The organism is Paenarthrobacter sp. C1 (genome assembly GCF_049315185.1).
In the GTDB taxonomy this organism is placed as follows: domain Bacteria; phylum Actinomycetota; class Actinomycetes; order Actinomycetales; family Micrococcaceae; genus Arthrobacter; species Arthrobacter nicotinovorans.
Genome location: NZ_CP186052.1, coordinates 1023193 through 1039203, shown reverse-complemented (window position 1 = coordinate 1039203; position 16011 = coordinate 1023193). Strand labels below are relative to the sequence as shown.

Genomic DNA, 16011 nt, shown 5'->3' with positions numbered 1-16011 from the left:
GACATTCATGGGGGCATGGATAACGCGGCTGGCAACCTACCGGCCCGCGTTGGAGCGCTCGGACCTGCTGGCCAGATCCGGGACGGTAATGAGCTTCGTTTTCGTGGCGGCCTCCTGGCTATACCTGTTTCCGATCATGGGCGGACCCCTGTGGCACCGGGCCTTGGCGTGGGTGCTCGTGATGATGCTGGTGATGTGCTTCGCTACGATGCTGCGGACCGATTTCTGGCCCCTTCGGCTGATGATCGTCGTGGGCCTGATCGCCCTGTCCGAACTCCTGGCAGGAGTCAGCTACCGCCAGGATTCGGACTCGCTGCTCCTGGCGCACAGCCTGCTGATCGGTGCCAGCTCCACGGTGGCCTTGTCCTTGCGAGCTTCTTGGCAGTCGGCGGTCTATACGGCGCTGCTGGCCGTCCTGGTATTTGGGCATACCATCGCGACATCAATCCTGCATCGCCTCGGTCCCATCACCTTCTCGATTCTTGTGGGATTCTGGCTCATCATGCTCGCCATCCGTCACTCAGCGCCCAGGGCCCTGGATATTTTCCTGCGCGACCAAGCCGTGAAGGCGGAATCCCTTGCTGCCCAAGCGGTCGTCCGTGACCGGACCAGTGCTGCCGCCCATGACGCCCGATTGCTTCACGACACCGTGCTGCGGGGGCTGACCCTCTTGGCCCGGGGCGGCGCCGGGTTGGCTCCGGAGGACTTCCGCAGCATGTTCGCCGCTGGGGAGTACGACGGCGTCGGGTCAGGTCACCGGAGCCCCGGCACCCCGGCGGAAGCCACCACGCTGGACGGCCGGCGCGCGGCCCTTGGCAGCGGAGGCGGGCTGGCCGTCGTCGAGTCTTCCACAGCCGCTGACGTGGCGTCGTTGCTGAAAGAGCGGGCCCGCGAACACAGCCGGAACGGCTTCACCGTGGACGTTTTCGGCGAGGGCGGAACCCTGCCGCCGGATACCTTGCGGGCGGTTGCTGATGCTGCCGGGGAATGCATGGTCAATGCGGCCCGGCATGCCGGGAGCGATCACGTGGATGTGCTCATTTCGCGCACAGGTCCTGTGGTGTCGGTCCTCGTCAGCGATGCGGGCCGCGGATTCGACCCCGGGTCCCTCCCGGCGGAGAGCTTCGGGGTGAGGCATTCGATCATTGAGCGAATGGCACAGGTCGGCGGGAACGCCAGGCTGTTGTCGACACCAGGGCGTGGAACCACTGTTGTCCTTGAGGTCGAGGCGGCATGAACCGATTCCTTCCGGATGTACACGTGGCCACTGCCGGTCCCCTTTTCCTGTCCCGGGGCATCCTGGTGAGCATCAGTCTGACGCTCTGGATATTCTCGGCCATGACGCAGATGGTGTCCTTCGACGGGAGCAGCCTTGATCGCTCAAGGTTTGCTGCCGTGGCCCTCGACCTCATTGGCTGCTGCGCGGCTTTCCTGGCGTCTGCGCCGGCAACGCCCCGCAGGCATCTTCCCTATGTGCGCCTGGCCTGGCTGGCCACGTCCATTATTTCGGGCGTCATGACGGCCCAAGTGGTGACGCTGGGCTCGGGCTACCTGGCCCTCGCCTTCAACGTCATGCTGGGGTCGGCTTTGGTCTTCCTTGTCTGCATGCGGTGGGACCTGATGGGTTTCATGCTCCTGTCGGCCGCCAACTCGGTCCTGAGCAGCTTCTACTACGCCACCACTCCAAGATTCGGGTCCGGCGAGGGCCTGCTGATTTTCTTCATCACGCTGATCCCGGGGCTTTTGGGCGCTTTGTTCGTCGTGGGCATCCGGAGCCGCATGGAGGAACAGCTCGCCCGGCATTCCGCCCAGGCCATGACTGCCCTGACCCGGCAGGCTGATACCCGCAGTTCGGCCCACACCGAGGAGCTGTCAGCCACACACCATCAGATCCAGGAGCTGTTTGCGAGGGCAGCCCGGAGCGAAAGCCACCCGCTGACGCCGGGCCTGGCGGAGGAAGCCCAGTGGCTCGCCTCGAGGTTGCGTGCCCAGTTGATGGTGGCACAGGGCGGCGACTGGTTGTCGGAGTCCTTGGTGCTGGCCGGCCTGGACTCCACGGCCACTGTGACGGCCCAGCCGGACCTCCTTCAACGTATCCCGCAGGCACAGCGCCCGGCACTCCTCGCTGTCACCATGCTGCTGCTGAAGCCGGTGCCGGACGGGCCGCGCCAAGGCAGCAGTTTGCCCGGAAGGGTACATGTCTATGTGGAGCCGCATGTGAACGATCATTTGCTGATTACCTGGCGTGTGACCGGACTCAATCCGAACCGCTGCACCCCCGCGTTGTGGAGCGAAGTGGAAGCCCTGGGTTCGCCACGCGTTCACACGGACCCCGGAGGAGCCAGCATCATTGTCCCCATCAAGGCACCCAAGCCATGGTGACGCGCCTGATGGTGGTGGACCAGCACCAATTGATGATCGATACCTTGGATGCGTGGTTGCGCCGCAACGCCCCGGACCTGGTGGTCGCGGCGGGCTTCACTACCGTTCCCACGCAACTCCAGCAGGAGGCCTTGGCCGGCCTTTCGGTGACGGTGGCTGTCCTGGGTACCCTCGATCGCCGGGAAAAACTGGTCCCTGCAGTTCAACAGCTGGTGCAGGCCGGATTGCGGGTGGTAGTCCTTGCCACCGCCCTGGACCGCTGGGATGCAGGCGCGGTCCGCTCTGCCGGTGCCTTGGGTTATGTGCCCAAGGCAGCTGGCCCCCGGCACACCGAACTCGCCCTCCGCGCCGCCGCATCCGGACAGGAATATCTGCATCCTGACGTCCTGGCCGGTCATGACAGCAGCACACCGCTGCGCATCACACTTTCACCCCGGGAACAGCGTCTTGCCGAGCTGTACCTTGGCAGTGACGCCATGTCCGTTCGTGGCGTTGCGGATGCCATGGGAATCAGCGAGCAAACAGTCAAGGCGCACCTTCACCGGATCCGGCAGCGCTACGCCACGGCCGGCATCAAGCTCGGCAATGTCATCAGCCTCCGCAAGCAGTTAAACAACGATGGCTGGATCAGCTGACCCTTGCTGTGCCTTGGCCCGCCGGCCCCTGCGCTTTCGCGCCGGCACCTTCCCCGGCTCCGAAGCCAGGATGCTGATCAGGGCCACCAGCAATGGCCCGCACAAAGCCGCCATGAAGCCCGCAATGATCATCTGCTTGTAAATTTCGGCCTGGCCGCCATTGAGCATGACGGCCCAGAACTGGAACCAGCATCCCAGCACCATGATGACCGCCAGCCTTCCCACGGCACTCCGCTTCCGGAAAGCCACGGCCAGGCCCAGCAGCAACGTCACCAACTGCATCCCGACGAAGGCCACCGGAGCAGCTTTTACGGCGCTGAACAAGCCCAACACCACGGGAAAACGCCGTTCCTTTTCATAAGGGCCATGATCGGAACCCTCAAGGTACGAGCCAACATAGCCCAGTTCCGGAGTCAGCATGGCAGTCACTCCGCGTTCGCCCATGGTGATGAGCCGTTCCGGATGCGTGGCGTAAAAACCGGCGATCGTGCCCAGGCTGATCTTCTCCTGGAACTGGGGGTACAGCGGGTTGTAAACAGCCGAACGTGTGGAGGCCACCGTAGTGTCCATGGAGTTGATGAAACTTGGGTCCAGCCCCAACCATTCGAGGTCTGCCTCAGGGGTTGGGCTGTACGGAAGAAGCTCCACAAAGACGGCGTTGTAAAGGTTCACTTCCGAGAAGCGCTTGGGTTGGACGTTGATGAATGCCACCGAAAACGCAACGATGAGCAGCACCGCCGTCGCGGGCAGCAATAGCGCGCGCCAATGTCGACCCCTGCCGAGCGCACCGTCGGCCGGTTTACCGTCGGACGGAGGCACGACGACGGCCGCCTCACCGTCCGCTGCACCCCGCCGCCACGGCACCCAGAGCAGCGCCAGGGCAATAACGGGCAGCCACGAGACAGTTTGTGTTTTTGCCGCAACGGTAAAGACCGTCGCGAAGACGACCAGCAGCAAAGCCAGCCACCGCGGACCGCTGCCGTTCCAGTAGTGGAGCAGCGCAACGGACACGGCAAGAATGCCAAGGAAGGCCGCGGGTTCGCTGTAGGGCGAGACGAAGAAATCAGCGAAGACGCCGTCTGCCATCACCCCGGTGACCAGCGCGGCGATGAGGATACGGAACCAGGTCCGGCCAGGCAGCACGTTGATCAGGGCCGCGATCAGCAATCCGAAGACCACACAGCAGACGATTCCAACGGCACGGGTGTCCAGCCCCGGTCCCCAGCCCAGGAGGGGTGTCAGCAGTTTCCCCAACCACAGGAACAGCAGCTGGGAAGAGTAGTACGGCTCCCCGGTGCCGTTGGCGCCGCAGCCTTCACCGTAGAACTGGTGCGGGACCCAGGAAGGGTGGATGTATTTCGTGAACCCCGCGTAATCCCAGGGCCGTTGGTTCATGACCCCCAGGGAGCACAGCAAACCATGCCCTTCGCCCTGGTCCCCCATCCCCACAGGTTCCGGAATGAACAGCCGGACCATCATGAGGGCGGCCGCAACCAGCCCCGCGATCAGGGCCGCGCCGTGGACTGGTCCCAGCGTCAAGGTACCGGGACCGAAGGTCCTGGCAAAGTATCGTCCCAGGCTGCCGAGCGGACGGGCCTTGGTGCCCTTGCGTCCGCGCACAGGGGCAGGGGTGAACGTTCTCTGCGCTTTCCCGCCACGTTCACGGAGCTGCGTGGCGCTCCCGGATCCTTGATCAGCCATTGTTTACTGCTCCCCCGGTGACAGGCACGCGCACGGGAGCCAGGGTTCCGGTCACCAGTTCCGGAGCTTCACCCGGTACTGGCTGCCGGGCGGAGGCCACGGCGCAGCGGACGGTCCGGGCAGTCCCCACCGTCCGGATGATGGGATGGACCGTGACGCCTGCCGGCAGTTTTTCCGTGCCGAGGAATTCGAGCGCATAGGGAAGGCAACGCGCTTCACGCGCCACGGGTGTTGCCAGTGACGCGTCCTGGGCGATCCATGCGCTGATGTCCTCCGCGGTATGGGGCTCCGAACACGGGACATCGGTTCCGTCGTCGGAAAGAACGCCGTCCTTGTATTCCTGCCGGTAGCAGAGCCGTACTGCTGCCGAGTGTGGTCCCGCCAAAGCATCCTTGAGGTCAAGGCCGGTTTCCTGCGGGGTGCCGTCTTGGTCCGTGACCGCTACGTCGCAACGAACCGCCCGGCTGCCGGCAGCCCAGGCGTCCCTGTCAGGGAAGTAACTGGTGACCGCCAGTCCGAAGGTCCCGTCCCTGTCGGACGCGGAGAGATAAGTGCGCAGGTCCTCGCTGGTGCACAGCCGTTTGCCGGCAGCCTTGAGCTGCTGCTGGTTGGGACGTGACTCCTGGCGGGCCAGGGGTTCGGGCATCGTCGTGACCAGGAAAGTCTGGGTGGTGTGGCGTTCGGTGCAGGAAACAGGCGGGCTGGCTTCGCTGCTGGCATCGAATTCTTCCGGGGACACCACGGCATGGCAGAGTCCTGTTTCCGGACTCGCCGTGTCCAGCCCGGATTTTCCTTCATCACAGGCGGCCAAGGCTGCCGTTATCATCACCGCGGCCATGACGGCCGACGCCCGGAACAGACTACGAGGACGCACGCCGGCCCTTGCTGCGGGTCTTTGCACGGTCTTTGCGGACGACGGCGGCCCGGACCAGCACGATGATGGCCGCGACGAAGCCGAAAATCACCACGAAGGAACCCAGAAAGTGGTGCATGACATCGAATCCCTGCTGCCCCCAGCTCTGTTGCGCCGCTGCGATCATGAAATAGCGGGTTGCGTTGCTGATGCAGACTATGAGGAGTGCGATGAGGGCCGCGGGCATGAGCCGGGAGACGGGGATGCGTCCCATCAGGAAAAGAATCCCGGCGAGGCCTGCGATCGGCGTGAGGAGGACGGCGCTGGAGCACAGCCCGGTGACTTGGAGGGCGAAGGGCTGGCCCCCGCCCACATTGTGGAAAATGATGTCGCCCACGCTGTAGGAAGCCCCGCCGAGGACGCCGTCGAAAATGGCGGACATGAGCCAGGCTTCGGCTGCCCTGATGTGCTCCTGCTGCAGCATGGCCGCGGCCGCGGCAGCGATGAAGACCAGCCCGATGAGGCCCCCGCCACGGGCCTTCCGTACGGGGATCGCACGGGGTCCGGTGGGGACGCTGATGTTGCCGGCTTCGGCGCTCATGGCCACTAGGCTTCCTTCGCTAGGAGTTTGACGTCTGTCTCCTGGTTGCGGCGGGTCTTGGCCCACCCCTGTCGTCCTGTGATGAGGCGGTAGGTTGCCCTGAGCACCGTGACGTAATTCTGGTACATGTAGAGCCAGTAGCCGAAGCCCCAGAGGACACCGAGCATGAAGTTCTTCTCCGGTGTGACCTGCTTCCGGTACACCAGGCCCCACAGCGCGAACGGCAGAACGCCTGTTGCGAAGATCAGGGGAATGATGAACCATGCCGCACTGATCCAGGCGCCAAAGCTGCCCATGGTCAATGAGCCCTGCGCCACCATGGTGATAAACAGCGTTGGCCACAGGACCAAGCCGAGAATCTGGATGAAAGGCTGGACCAGGAAGTAGCTGGATTCGATCGCGCCGACGTTGCTGAAGTAGGGCGATTCGAAGATCCGCTTGAGGTAGACGCTGCACTGCATGCCGCCGTGGCACCACCGCGTGCGTTGCGTGAGGAGCCTGCGGAGGTCAGGGAGTGCTTCCTGGGCTACGTGGGTGTCATGCATGTAGACGGTCTTGTAACCACCCAGCATGATGTGGATCGCGAGTTCGTAATCTTCAAGGAGCGCCCCGTGCCATGGCTGGCCGGACGTCCTGGCGATGACATCCAGGGCGGACAACCGCGTGAACTGGCCGTTGCCGCCCAGGCCGACCGTCAGGGTGTGCCGCCGAAGGGACTGCATGGCCGCGATGGTGGTGCGGAACTCCATGTCCTGCATCAGGACCAGGTACCGTCCGAAGGACTTCCTGAGACGCTGCATCCCGGTGCCGCCTTCGAGGGCCGGGTCCTGCAGGTTGGACATCCAGACGGCGGTTTGGGCGGCGCCGACTTCCGGGTCACCGAACGCCAGGGGACCAGCCGCCTGACGGAACGCATTGTCAGCCAGGTGGCCATCGGCGTCGACCACCAGGACAATCACCGACGACCGGTCGACGTCGGCGGGCAGCCAACCGTCCAAAGTGCGGTAGGCGGCGTTAAGCGCATCTCCCTTGCCGGTGCGGGCCAGGGGCCGGCGGCGGCGAACGAGGTGGATCATGGCGTCGCGATCAGAGGCCGCGTCCACGATGTCGGCGGTGGCGTCGTCGCTGTCGTCATCGACAACCCATACGTGGGCCTGCGGGAATTGCCTGCGGAGCAATCCCAGGGTTTCGCCGATCACCACTTCTTCATCGCGGCACGGAATGAACACATGCCACGAGAAAGAGTCGGGATCGCCCTCGGGATCGGGTTTGCGCCGGAGGAAGGGCACCAGAATCACCAGGATGTACGACAGAAAAACCACCAGGAGCACAAAAGCCAGCGCCTGTGCGGATTCGAGTACCGACATTTACTTCCGATGCTTGGGCGAGGCCGGAAAGGCCCGGGAAAAATGGGGATGGCGGGACGGCCCGGAAAGAGCCGCCCCGCCGATGGTATTACGAGTTGGGATGTGCTCCCCGCTTTGCGGCTTTGAGCCTGCTGTTTCGCAGGACTACAAAACCGGTAATCAGCAGGGCTACCCCCACGAGGATGACCCAACCGAGGGTTGGGGCTCCCGTGACAGCGAGCGTGGTACCGCCGGCGGCGGTACCGCCTGCGGTCCAGTTATTGCCGTACATTGACTGTTCTCCTTTCGCCGTGCGTGATCGCCGGGGCGATCAGACAGCGGCTACCGCGGTGCGGCGGCGTGAGCGGACGAACAACCAGGTGAGCAGAGCCAGGAGGGCCACGCCACCGCTGATGGCCATGGTGTCGGCGTTGACCAGCGGGATCGCCGCTGCGTCAAGGTTGGGTCCGACGGTTGCGTTGGCCAGGTTGACGGTGGCGATGGAGCCGCCGGCAACGGCGATCTGCAGGGCGCGCTGGGTAAAGGCGCCGGACGGAGCGGTTTCCTGGACGTTGACCTTGGCCGAAACGAGGGCGGTCAGCGCGGTGCTCAGAGGAGCCACAACGCTGGTAGCAACTGCTCCGGTCACGCCGTTCAGGGTGGTGGTCAGGACAGACAGGGCAGGTCCTGCGACGAGCTGGGCGATCGGTCCAAGACCGTTCACGGCGGCCGTGGCGGTTGCCAGGGTGCTGCTGACGATGGAGGTCAGCTTGTTGGCAACAGCCTGCGGCAGGAACGAGATCAGGTCGGTTCCGGCCGGCAGGGAGTTCAGGTCCGGCACGCCGGCAACGGCCAGCAGGTCTGCCTCGGTGATGGAGATGGTTCCACCGGCCACCGGGTTGGCCACCGTGACGCCCAAGGGGGTCAGGACGGCGTTGGCCGTGTTGATGGCGGTGCTGATGGTGCCTGCGACGCCGCCAATGACAGTGCCGCCGACTTCAGCCGAAACGCCGGCCAGTGAGTAGGCACCCTGGGGGGCTGCACCCTGGTCCTTCTTGGCTGCCGCCGCGAGGGTGGCCACCTGAAGGTTGACGTTGACCAGGTCCGTGCCACCGAGGATGGCTGCAGTGCCGAGGCTGACGCGGGCTGCCGGGATGGCAGGATCGCCGGACGTGGGAAGGCCGCCGGGCAGGGTCACCAGACCGGGAGCGCCGCTCACGGTACCGGAGAATGCTTCCGAGGAACCATCGTTGACTGCCTTGCCGTACTGGCTGACAGCACCAACCTGGATGATGCCGTTGTTCTGGAGCAGCGGGATGTTGCCCGCGCCCACGTTGACGACGCCGAAGACTGCGCTGAGATCCAGCGGGTCGGTGGCCTCGATGACTGCCGGGCCGCTCGGCGGGGTGCCGATCTGCTGGGCAGTTGCTGCTCCGTTGGATGCCAGGTTGGCAAAGTTCGGAAGTGTCAGGACAGAACCATCGATGATCTGTCCGCTGCCCACCGAGATGACGTCGGTGGGCGCTGCGTTTGCGGCTGGTGCGGCCACGAGGCCGATTGCCAAGGCCGATACGGCGGTGACGCCGACGGCTGTGGGCCACAGCTTGCTCTTGCTGTTCAAGTATTTCCCCCTTGCGAACGCTGCAGGACAGGGCTGTTCTGCAGCTGAGACCGTGGGGGCAAACGCCCCCCGGTGCAAAATAACAAGGGGAATGGGGCCAGGTCCGCGGGGGTACCCGAAGGGGTTAACCCGCGTCCTGGTTCTATAGCTGTTCTATTTACTGAGTTGCTGTCAGTCCGGCAGTTCCAGCTGGAAGCCGCACTGGCACCGCAGCAACTTCGTGCCGACGTCGACTGCCGAAGCGTCGCCGCCGGGTTCGTCCGTCGACAAGGGCGCGTAGATGCTCTTGACGTTGGAGCCTGCCAGGGACATTGCTTCGCCGCAATGGAAGTACTCTCCTGCGAAGCGGAGCAATCCCTCCAGCGAGCGCACCTTGTTCAGGACCGCTGCCACATCACGGAACCGTGCCCTGTGCAGGTAGTTGCCTTGGCATTTGCGGCAGACGTACCCGACCTGGACCTGCAGTTCGCCCGGATGCGGCGGCAGGGACTCGATGGATTCGATGGCAACATTTTCGTTCGTTCCGCAGTGCGGGCAGCCAAGGGGCCGCATGTCTTGCGTCAGCCGTGGAAGGCTGGGACCACCAATGCCTTGCATGGCGTCTCCTGGGGCTCGGCAGCTGACCGGTCAGCACCTGGGCAGCGGGACGAACCATTCGTCCCAGTACAAGGAAACCATTACTAAGGCTACTTAGCAATACCCTGCGGGGTACGATGGCGCCAGCTAGGCGAACTGCGGAACCGAGGTTAGCGCGGCACCCAACTCGCGGACCGCCGTCGGGCTTCCGGCAACGAACCAGTTCATCCCGTTGACCTTCACGACGGCGGTGTCCCCGCCGGCCGCGCGAACGATCGCCTTGCCGGGCAGCCAGTCCCATTCGGGGCAACTGTGCTGAAACCAGCAACCGAGTTCGCCATCGGCCACCCGGCCCAGGTCACAGGAACCTGAGCCAAACATCCGCAAGGAGGCGGCGGTGATGGCGGCCGCGTGCCATGGCATGGCCGTGCGCGGATCCGCGAGCCAGGTCGGATGGATGTACGTGGCTGCGCAAATCCCGGCCACCGAAACATCGCCGGAACCGGAAATGGGTTCTCCGTTGAGCGTCGCCGCCTGGTCCTCGCCGCCCAGCCAGAGCTTGTCCAGTTCGGGCTGGTAGATCGCCCCCAGCAACACCGACGGGTCCACCAACGGGCTGCCGGACTGGCCACTGTGGGCGGTGTCATCACGCTTCAAGGCAATGGCCGAGCACCAGTAGGTAGAGCCGTGCAGGAAGTTATAGGTGCCATCAACGGGGTCGATCACCCAGGTCCGTCCGCTGGTCCCGGCCACCGAGGCACCCTCTTCACCAAGGATGCCGTCCTCCGGCCGGCAACGGCGCAGTTGCTCCAGGACGTAGGCCTCGGCTGCGTGGTCGGCTGCGGTGACGACGTCCGAGACGGACGTCTTGCGTTCGCCCTGCAACCCGCCCATCCGCATGAGCAACGCCAGTTGCCCTGCTTCCCGGACCAGGGCGCTGGCCAACTGGTAGTCATCAAGTGAAGGATCGAGTTCAGTTGCGGTGTGCCTGCCGGTGGTCATGGATCCAGCTTAGGTGGCGGGATAATGAATGACATGGCCAAGACACCAGCTCAGCGGATCAAAAAGCACGGAGCGAAGGCAGTGGTTCCCGACCACACACTGCCTCCCGTGATCAACAGCACCACCGCGCGGACGCCGCAGAAGGCACAAAACAACTCCAGGTTGATCGTGATTGCCGGCGTGGTGGCCAGCCTGTTCCTCTTCTGGTACCTGCACCTGTTGACCCTGAACCAGATGACCCAGCTTTCCGGCGGGCTGGCAATGCCGGACTCCCTGATCGGCGGTTTCTCCCCGGACTACATCGCCCAACTGCGCGCAGCCATGGATGACGCGGCACGCGGCCAGCTCAACTACGTCCACAAGACGGCCGGCACACTGTTCCCGTTGATCTTCGGCTTCAGCTGGCTGCTGCTCATCGGCACCAACGTGGCACGCAAGTCGTGGCGCTGGGCCATGTGGGCCGCTCCCCTGCTTTTTGCCGTGGCCCACTTGTGGTCGAACGTGGCCATTGATTCGGTGCTGGCCGCACAGACGCCCGACGCCGGTTCGGTCGCCGTGGCATCGGCCGTCACCGTTGCCTCCTGGGTACTTTTCCTGATGAGCCTCGTGTGTGGCGTCGTTGCCGTCTTCCTGGGAAAGAAGCGCGCGTCCTGAAACGGGGGGCCACCTCCCCGCCCCCGCCCCCGCCCCCGCAGCAACCACTGAGGATAGCTCTCCCCATTCCGCGTCCCGGCCCGCCCGGATAGTGTTGCGCTTGCCGCCAAGTGCTGGCGCGCAGTAAGTGGATCTTGGGGGATCAATGGGGGAAATTCACGTCGATGCCAGGCTCAACATCGTTGAGCTCAGCGGAATCGCCTGGGCAGAAACTGTCCGCAGGGCGGCCGAAGCAACGGGCAGCGAGGCCGACGCTGCCGCCTATCCGGAGTACTTTCCACATCCGGACGCGCACCACCAGGACGCCGGGGACGAACTTCGCCGTGCCGGCATCCTCGATGCGCAGGGCACCTTGTCACCGCAATGGATACTGGCGGTTACCCTCGCTGTATCGGCACCCCTGACGGCCACCACGGTGGTGCAGTTCCAAGACCAGTCCATCCACAGCAGGGCCGGCCTGGCAGGAGGGCGGGGCGTCGCCGTCTCCTATCGACGCCGTATCAGCCACCAGCCAAACGGTGTGGTGGTGACGGAAGTCCGCAACGCTGTCGAGGTTTCCTTCTTCCAGGAGGAAAATGCGTGGGCTGCCCTCAGCCGCCATTTTCCCCGGCTCCATCAGCTGGAGCCCTTGCCGGAAGCGACGCCGCAGGCGGTAGCGGCCAACACCAGCTGCACCATCCACCTTGACGTGTCAGGCCACCTTGATGTTTCAGGCACTCCGGCGCCAGGTTCCCGCCCGTATACCAGCCGGCGCGTTTGGGCCGTCGCGGACCAGCTGTACTCCGTGGACCAGCTGTACTCCGTGGACCAGCTGAACTCCGTGGAAACCGGGCCAGGACAGAACCCCTCGCCCACCCTGACCGCCGTTCCATCCACGGACCCCGGGCTCGAATTCGCCTGGTCCCTCCTGGGAGCAAAGGAATACCTTGGCAGCGCTGCCGGTCGGAGCGTGCGCTCATGAGCCTTTACGGAATGGATGTGGAGGGCGGGCGACGCCTCAGCAAAGAGTTTGCCCGCAGCAGCCAACGCCTGCTGGACCTGAGCGGCAACCTCACTCCCTTGATCACCGGTGTGGACTGGCACGGCGATGACGGGAAGCGCTTCACGCAGGAGTGGATGGCCTACCGCAGCCAGCTCATCGCGGCAGGGCATGCGCTCGCCGCCGCCTCCAGTGCCGTGCAACGCAACGTCGACGAACAAATGGCCGCCAGTACCACCGCGGCCGGCTCCGGGAATCCATCCGTCCTTGACCGGCTCCTGGACGCCGCCGCCGGGGAGGCTGGGGACCTGTGGGATGCCAGCGGAAAAGTCACCAGCCTGTTGGCAGGCACTGCGTCCACCATGTGGAACCTTGCCCAGGACCTGGCTCCCCTCCCTGTAGGGAACCTCATGGATGCCGAGGAAAACCGTGCCTCGCGGCTGGGCGACTTCGTGAACATGGGCTGGGGGTGGCTGACCTCGGGCGAGCCACCGTCGATCACCCAGCTGGTGTCCAACGGGGTGCTGTTCGTAGCGGCGACACTGAACACAGCCGCGACGGTGACGAGTTTCGGCTTCCACAATCCGCATTTGATGGATGACGGCAGGCCGGTGGCCGGCGAGCCCATCCCCCTGACCGTAGGCAAACCCGGAACCGCCGACGTGAACGGCAGGCCGGTCACGCCCGTGCCGTCAACCATCAGCTCCGTCCTGGCCGCCACCGACGCAGCCTACGCCGACGCAGGAATCGCGGGCACGGAAGATACCGGGATCCGGATCACCACAGTCGACAAGCCGGGCAGTCCCCCTGCCTACATCATCAGCATTCCAGGAACCACCCGGTGGATGCCGGACGGCGCGGCCAACCCCACCGATCTCACCGGGAACCTTGAACTTGCCGGTGGGAACCTGTCCACTGCCGCCCAAGCGGTCCGCATCGCCATGGAGAAAGCCGGCATTCCCCAGGACGCACCGGTGATGCTGTCAGGTCATTCGCAGGGCGGCATGATCGCCACGGCCTTGGCATCCGACAGCAGCTTCACCGACAGGTTCAACGTCACCAACGTTGTCACGTACGGATCGCCGGTGGATTCGGCCCCCATCCCGGCATCCATCGACGTCCTGGCCCTTCAGCACGCCGGTGACCCCGTCCCGCAGGTGGACCTGGCGGATGCCACTTTGCTTCCCGGCGGCAGCATCACCACGAGCCGGGACAACAACGCCCTGGTGGTGACGCTGCCCAATCCGGACATCGATCCGGGATTCGCCGGAATCAGCTACCACGACTCCTACCGTTACGTTGACTCGGTAGCGCAGCAGGAAGCCGGGAGTCCCATCGCCCAGTACAGTCAAAAGGAATCCACCCAGCAGTTCCTCACAAGCGATGCCGGCCAGGTGTCCTCAACCGTGTCCAACATCTCCCGAAAGCAGTGACCTTGAAGAAACTTCCCAAGCCGGTGCCGGCCCTGATCATCATGATGCTGATTCTGGGCATCACGGCTTGCGGTGTGGGTGGCCCGTCCAAGGCCGAGCGGCTCGGCAAGGACATGCAGGACGCTGCTGCGTCCGTGCCGGGAGTAAAGGACGCCCAGGTCCACGTGAACATGAATACGTCCGGCAACTTCATCACCGCCAAGCTCACAGGAACCGGCTCCGAGCACGCCGCGCTCGCGCAGGCCCTGGAAGAGGCCCTTCCGGCCATGCTGGAGAAGACCACGGACTTGGACTCGGGATCCTTCTCGGTCAGTATCTTTTCACCCGACGACTCGGTTTCGGTGGGTGCTGGCGACCTCGGCTACGCGGGAGGGACTTCACTCGTGGACTTCCGCGAGTACTTCCTCAATCGGCCCTGAGCGCTTTTTCGTTCCGTTCGTACCCGCTGGGCAATAACAAGGCCTGCAGTGGCCAGGCCGATAGTGACCGGATACCCCATGAAGCGTTCCAGAGTTCCGGGCCGGGGTACATCCATCGCGGTGACGCCGCCAATGACCAGCGCCCCAAGGCAGAGAATCCCGCAGATTCCGAGGAACCAACTGACGGGGGTTTGCCTGAACCACAATACGGCCAGCAGGAGCAAGGCGAACCCTCCCCCAATGAAGAACATGAGGGCCCCTGCAAAATGCCACGGCGAGCCCAGGTCTTCGGGTACCAGTCCCACAATCACCGTGCCCACCCCCGCAACGCCCGTCAGGATCCGGATGGCGACCGCCATGATCCAGGGCACGGCCAGCACGCGGATGGGCGTTTCACCCTCCTGCGTCGCCCGGAAACGCCTGGCCTGGACTTCCGGCCTCGCCGCGACGCACAGGAGCCCGGCCGTCAGGAGGATTGCCCCGAGGACCAACGCCAGCCCCTGGACCACGAAAGAGGCATTCATCAGCCAATGCAAGGGCGAACAGACTGGTCGGTCCTCATACAGTCCGCAGGAAACAGCGCCCAGGTCGCTGATGAAGCCGGTGGCCCTGCTGTAGGGCTCCGGACCGGCCCAAGCCTCGATCACAGCAGCCTCGGCCACGAAGTACTGGACGACGCTCAGTTGCGCCCATCCCCCAATATTTGCCCTGATGCTGCGGACATCCGGAAGGAACCATCCCGCCGGTGCCGACGCCGTTGCACGCCCGTTCATGGTGGCCAGCCTAGCTGTGTTCTGGCATCGCCCCGGCAGCTTGTATGCTTGTAGTCGTGTCCGGGCCCTTGAGCTCCAGCAGTGGGATTCCGAGCCATGGACACACAGGCCCTCGTAGCTCAGTGGATAGAGCACGGCTCTCCTAAAGCCGGTGTCGTTGGTTCGATTCCAATCGAGGGCACTTGAAGCACCAGCAGCGCATCCAGGACTTGCGGGCCTACCTGGCCGGCAGCTGGAGGGTGGAGCGAAACCTCCTGGACCGCGCCTCCGGCACCCGCGGAACCTTCACCGGCGTCGTGCATTACAGACCGAACCCCCACGGCGGCCTGGATTACCGCGAAGACGGCACCATGCACTGGCCCACCCACACCGGCCCCGCCTTCCGTGAATACGTCCTGACACCCGGCGCCGCACCGGACTCCATGGACGTGTCCTTCCCCGACGGCAGGCCTTTCCACGTCATGGGATTCTCCGAAGAGGGCCACCAGGACAAGCACTGGTGCGATCCCGACGACTATCACGTCAACTACCGCTACGAGGGGCCGGATTCGTTCAGCTTCACCTGGGACGTCACAGGGCCCGCCAAGGACTTGCTGCTGGAATCGCATCTGATCCGCATCGACGCCGGGAGGCATGAATGACAACAACGGACCTGATCGTGGTCAGCGCCGTGTGCGTCTACAACAACGAAGGGCAGCTGTTGACCGTCCGCAAGCGCGGCACGGACAAATTCATGCACCCCGGCGGCAAACCCGAACCGGGTGAAACCGCCGCCCAGGCCGCTGCCCGGGAACTGTCCGAGGAAGTCGGCATCGAGGTATCACCGGAGCAGCTGGAACCCCTGGGTGTCTGGCTCGCCGTAGCCGCCAACGAAGCCGCCACGAACATCGAAGCCACCGTCTTCACGGCGCCCGGAACCTGGGACGCGCACCCCTCCGCCGAGATCGCGGAAATCCGCTGGCTGGACCTCTCAGCACCCCTGCCTGCGGACCTGGCGCCGCTTCTCACGGACCACGTCCTTCCGGCCCTCAAGTAG

General features: G+C 64.5%; 18 protein-coding genes and 1 tRNA gene. 10 read left to right on the top strand and 9 right to left on the bottom strand.

Features of this window, described 5'->3' with window-relative positions:
• Positions 1-7: 7 nt before the first annotated feature.
• From ACNAOU_RS05035 to ACNAOU_RS05025, 3 genes are read left to right on the top strand one after another with little or no spacing between them, the layout of a single operon-like run.
• Complete coding sequence (locus tag ACNAOU_RS05035; protein WP_422758165.1) at positions 8-1237, top strand: sensor histidine kinase; 1230 nt, start codon at positions 8-10, stop codon at positions 1235-1237.
• Positions 1234-2382 carry a hypothetical protein gene (locus tag ACNAOU_RS05030; RefSeq protein ID WP_079581224.1) on the top strand — a complete coding sequence of 383 codons (1149 nt, stop codon included), beginning with the start codon at positions 1234-1236 and terminating at the stop codon, positions 2380-2382. Before ACNAOU_RS05035 ends, ACNAOU_RS05030 begins: the two co-directional genes overlap by 4 nt.
• Positions 2376-3017, top strand: coding sequence for a LuxR C-terminal-related transcriptional regulator (locus ACNAOU_RS05025; protein WP_422758164.1), 642 nt, complete (start codon positions 2376-2378; stop codon positions 3015-3017). Before ACNAOU_RS05030 ends, ACNAOU_RS05025 begins: the two co-directional genes overlap by 7 nt.
• Here ACNAOU_RS05025 and ACNAOU_RS05020 read toward each other — a convergent pair.
• The 8 genes from ACNAOU_RS05020 to ACNAOU_RS04985 all read right to left on the bottom strand — a co-directional run bounded on the left by ACNAOU_RS05020 (position 2991) and on the right by ACNAOU_RS04985 (position 10717).
• Positions 2991-4718 (bottom strand): hypothetical protein, encoded by a 1728-nt coding sequence (locus tag ACNAOU_RS05020; protein ID WP_422758163.1) that lies wholly within the window; start codon positions 4716-4718, stop codon positions 2991-2993. The genes ACNAOU_RS05025 and ACNAOU_RS05020 overlap by 27 nt on opposite strands.
• The gene (locus tag ACNAOU_RS05015; RefSeq protein ID WP_422758162.1) at positions 4711-5592 is read right to left on the bottom strand and encodes a septum formation family protein; all 882 of its coding nucleotides are present in this window, start codon (positions 5590-5592) and stop codon (positions 4711-4713) included. Before ACNAOU_RS05015 ends, ACNAOU_RS05020 begins: the two co-directional genes overlap by 8 nt.
• Complete coding sequence (gene xrtS, locus ACNAOU_RS05010) at positions 5579-6172, bottom strand: exosortase S (protein ID WP_144401237.1); 594 nt, start codon at positions 6170-6172, stop codon at positions 5579-5581. The genes ACNAOU_RS05015 and xrtS overlap by 14 nt, the downstream gene beginning before the upstream one ends.
• Positions 6173-6177: 5 nt before the next feature.
• Positions 6178-7539: a glycosyltransferase gene (locus ACNAOU_RS05005; protein ID WP_055973452.1), complete on the bottom strand. Its 1362-nt coding sequence runs from the start codon at positions 7537-7539 to the stop codon at positions 6178-6180.
• Positions 7540-7627: 88 nt separating this feature from the next.
• Complete coding sequence (locus tag ACNAOU_RS05000) at positions 7628-7810, bottom strand: hypothetical protein (RefSeq protein ID WP_018779601.1); 183 nt, start codon at positions 7808-7810, stop codon at positions 7628-7630.
• A gap of 39 nt (positions 7811-7849) precedes the next feature.
• Entirely contained in the window at positions 7850-9139 is a 1290-nt protein-coding gene (locus tag ACNAOU_RS04995) for a choice-of-anchor G family protein (protein WP_018779600.1), read from the bottom strand.
• Between the two features lie 171 nt (positions 9140-9310).
• On the bottom strand, positions 9311-9736 hold the full coding sequence (locus ACNAOU_RS04990; RefSeq protein WP_039240037.1) for a hypothetical protein: 426 nt from the start codon (positions 9734-9736) through the stop codon (positions 9311-9313).
• 126 nt (positions 9737-9862) lie between these two features.
• Entirely contained in the window at positions 9863-10717 is an 855-nt protein-coding gene (locus ACNAOU_RS04985) for an inositol monophosphatase family protein (RefSeq protein ID WP_018779598.1), read from the bottom strand.
• Positions 10718-10750: 33 nt separating this feature from the next.
• Here ACNAOU_RS04985 and ACNAOU_RS04980 point away from each other — a divergent pair, with 33 nt between their 5' ends.
• The 4 genes from ACNAOU_RS04980 to ACNAOU_RS04965 all read left to right on the top strand — a co-directional run bounded on the left by ACNAOU_RS04980 (position 10751) and on the right by ACNAOU_RS04965 (position 14202).
• Positions 10751-11371 (top strand): hypothetical protein, encoded by a 621-nt coding sequence (locus ACNAOU_RS04980; protein ID WP_422758161.1) that lies wholly within the window; start codon positions 10751-10753, stop codon positions 11369-11371.
• Between the two features lie 145 nt (positions 11372-11516).
• Entirely contained in the window at positions 11517-12332 is an 816-nt protein-coding gene (locus ACNAOU_RS04975) for a hypothetical protein (RefSeq protein ID WP_422758160.1), read from the top strand.
• Positions 12329-13783 (top strand): hypothetical protein, encoded by a 1455-nt coding sequence (locus ACNAOU_RS04970; protein WP_422758159.1) that lies wholly within the window; start codon positions 12329-12331, stop codon positions 13781-13783. Before ACNAOU_RS04975 ends, ACNAOU_RS04970 begins: the two co-directional genes overlap by 4 nt.
• Positions 13780-14202: a hypothetical protein gene (locus tag ACNAOU_RS04965; protein WP_039240033.1), complete on the top strand. Its 423-nt coding sequence runs from the start codon at positions 13780-13782 to the stop codon at positions 14200-14202. Before ACNAOU_RS04970 ends, ACNAOU_RS04965 begins: the two co-directional genes overlap by 4 nt.
• Here the strand turns inward: ACNAOU_RS04965 and ACNAOU_RS04960 are convergent.
• Positions 14145-14975 (bottom strand): hypothetical protein, encoded by an 831-nt coding sequence (locus ACNAOU_RS04960; protein WP_422758158.1) that lies wholly within the window; start codon positions 14973-14975, stop codon positions 14145-14147. The two genes, ACNAOU_RS04965 and ACNAOU_RS04960, sit on opposite strands and share 58 nt — an antisense overlap.
• 108 nt (positions 14976-15083) lie before the next feature.
• Here ACNAOU_RS04960 and ACNAOU_RS04955 point away from each other — a divergent pair.
• The 3 genes from ACNAOU_RS04955 (at position 15084) to ACNAOU_RS04945 (ending at position 16011) form a co-directional block, all read left to right on the top strand.
• Positions 15084-15156: transfer RNA gene (locus ACNAOU_RS04955), tRNA-Arg, on the top strand.
• Position 15157: 1 nt separating this feature from the next.
• The gene (locus tag ACNAOU_RS04950) at positions 15158-15616 is read left to right on the top strand and encodes a DUF6314 family protein (protein ID WP_422758157.1); all 459 of its coding nucleotides are present in this window, start codon (positions 15158-15160) and stop codon (positions 15614-15616) included.
• Positions 15613-16011 (top strand): NUDIX hydrolase, encoded by a 399-nt coding sequence (locus ACNAOU_RS04945; RefSeq protein WP_039240031.1) that lies wholly within the window; start codon positions 15613-15615, stop codon positions 16009-16011. The genes ACNAOU_RS04950 and ACNAOU_RS04945 overlap by 4 nt, the downstream gene beginning before the upstream one ends.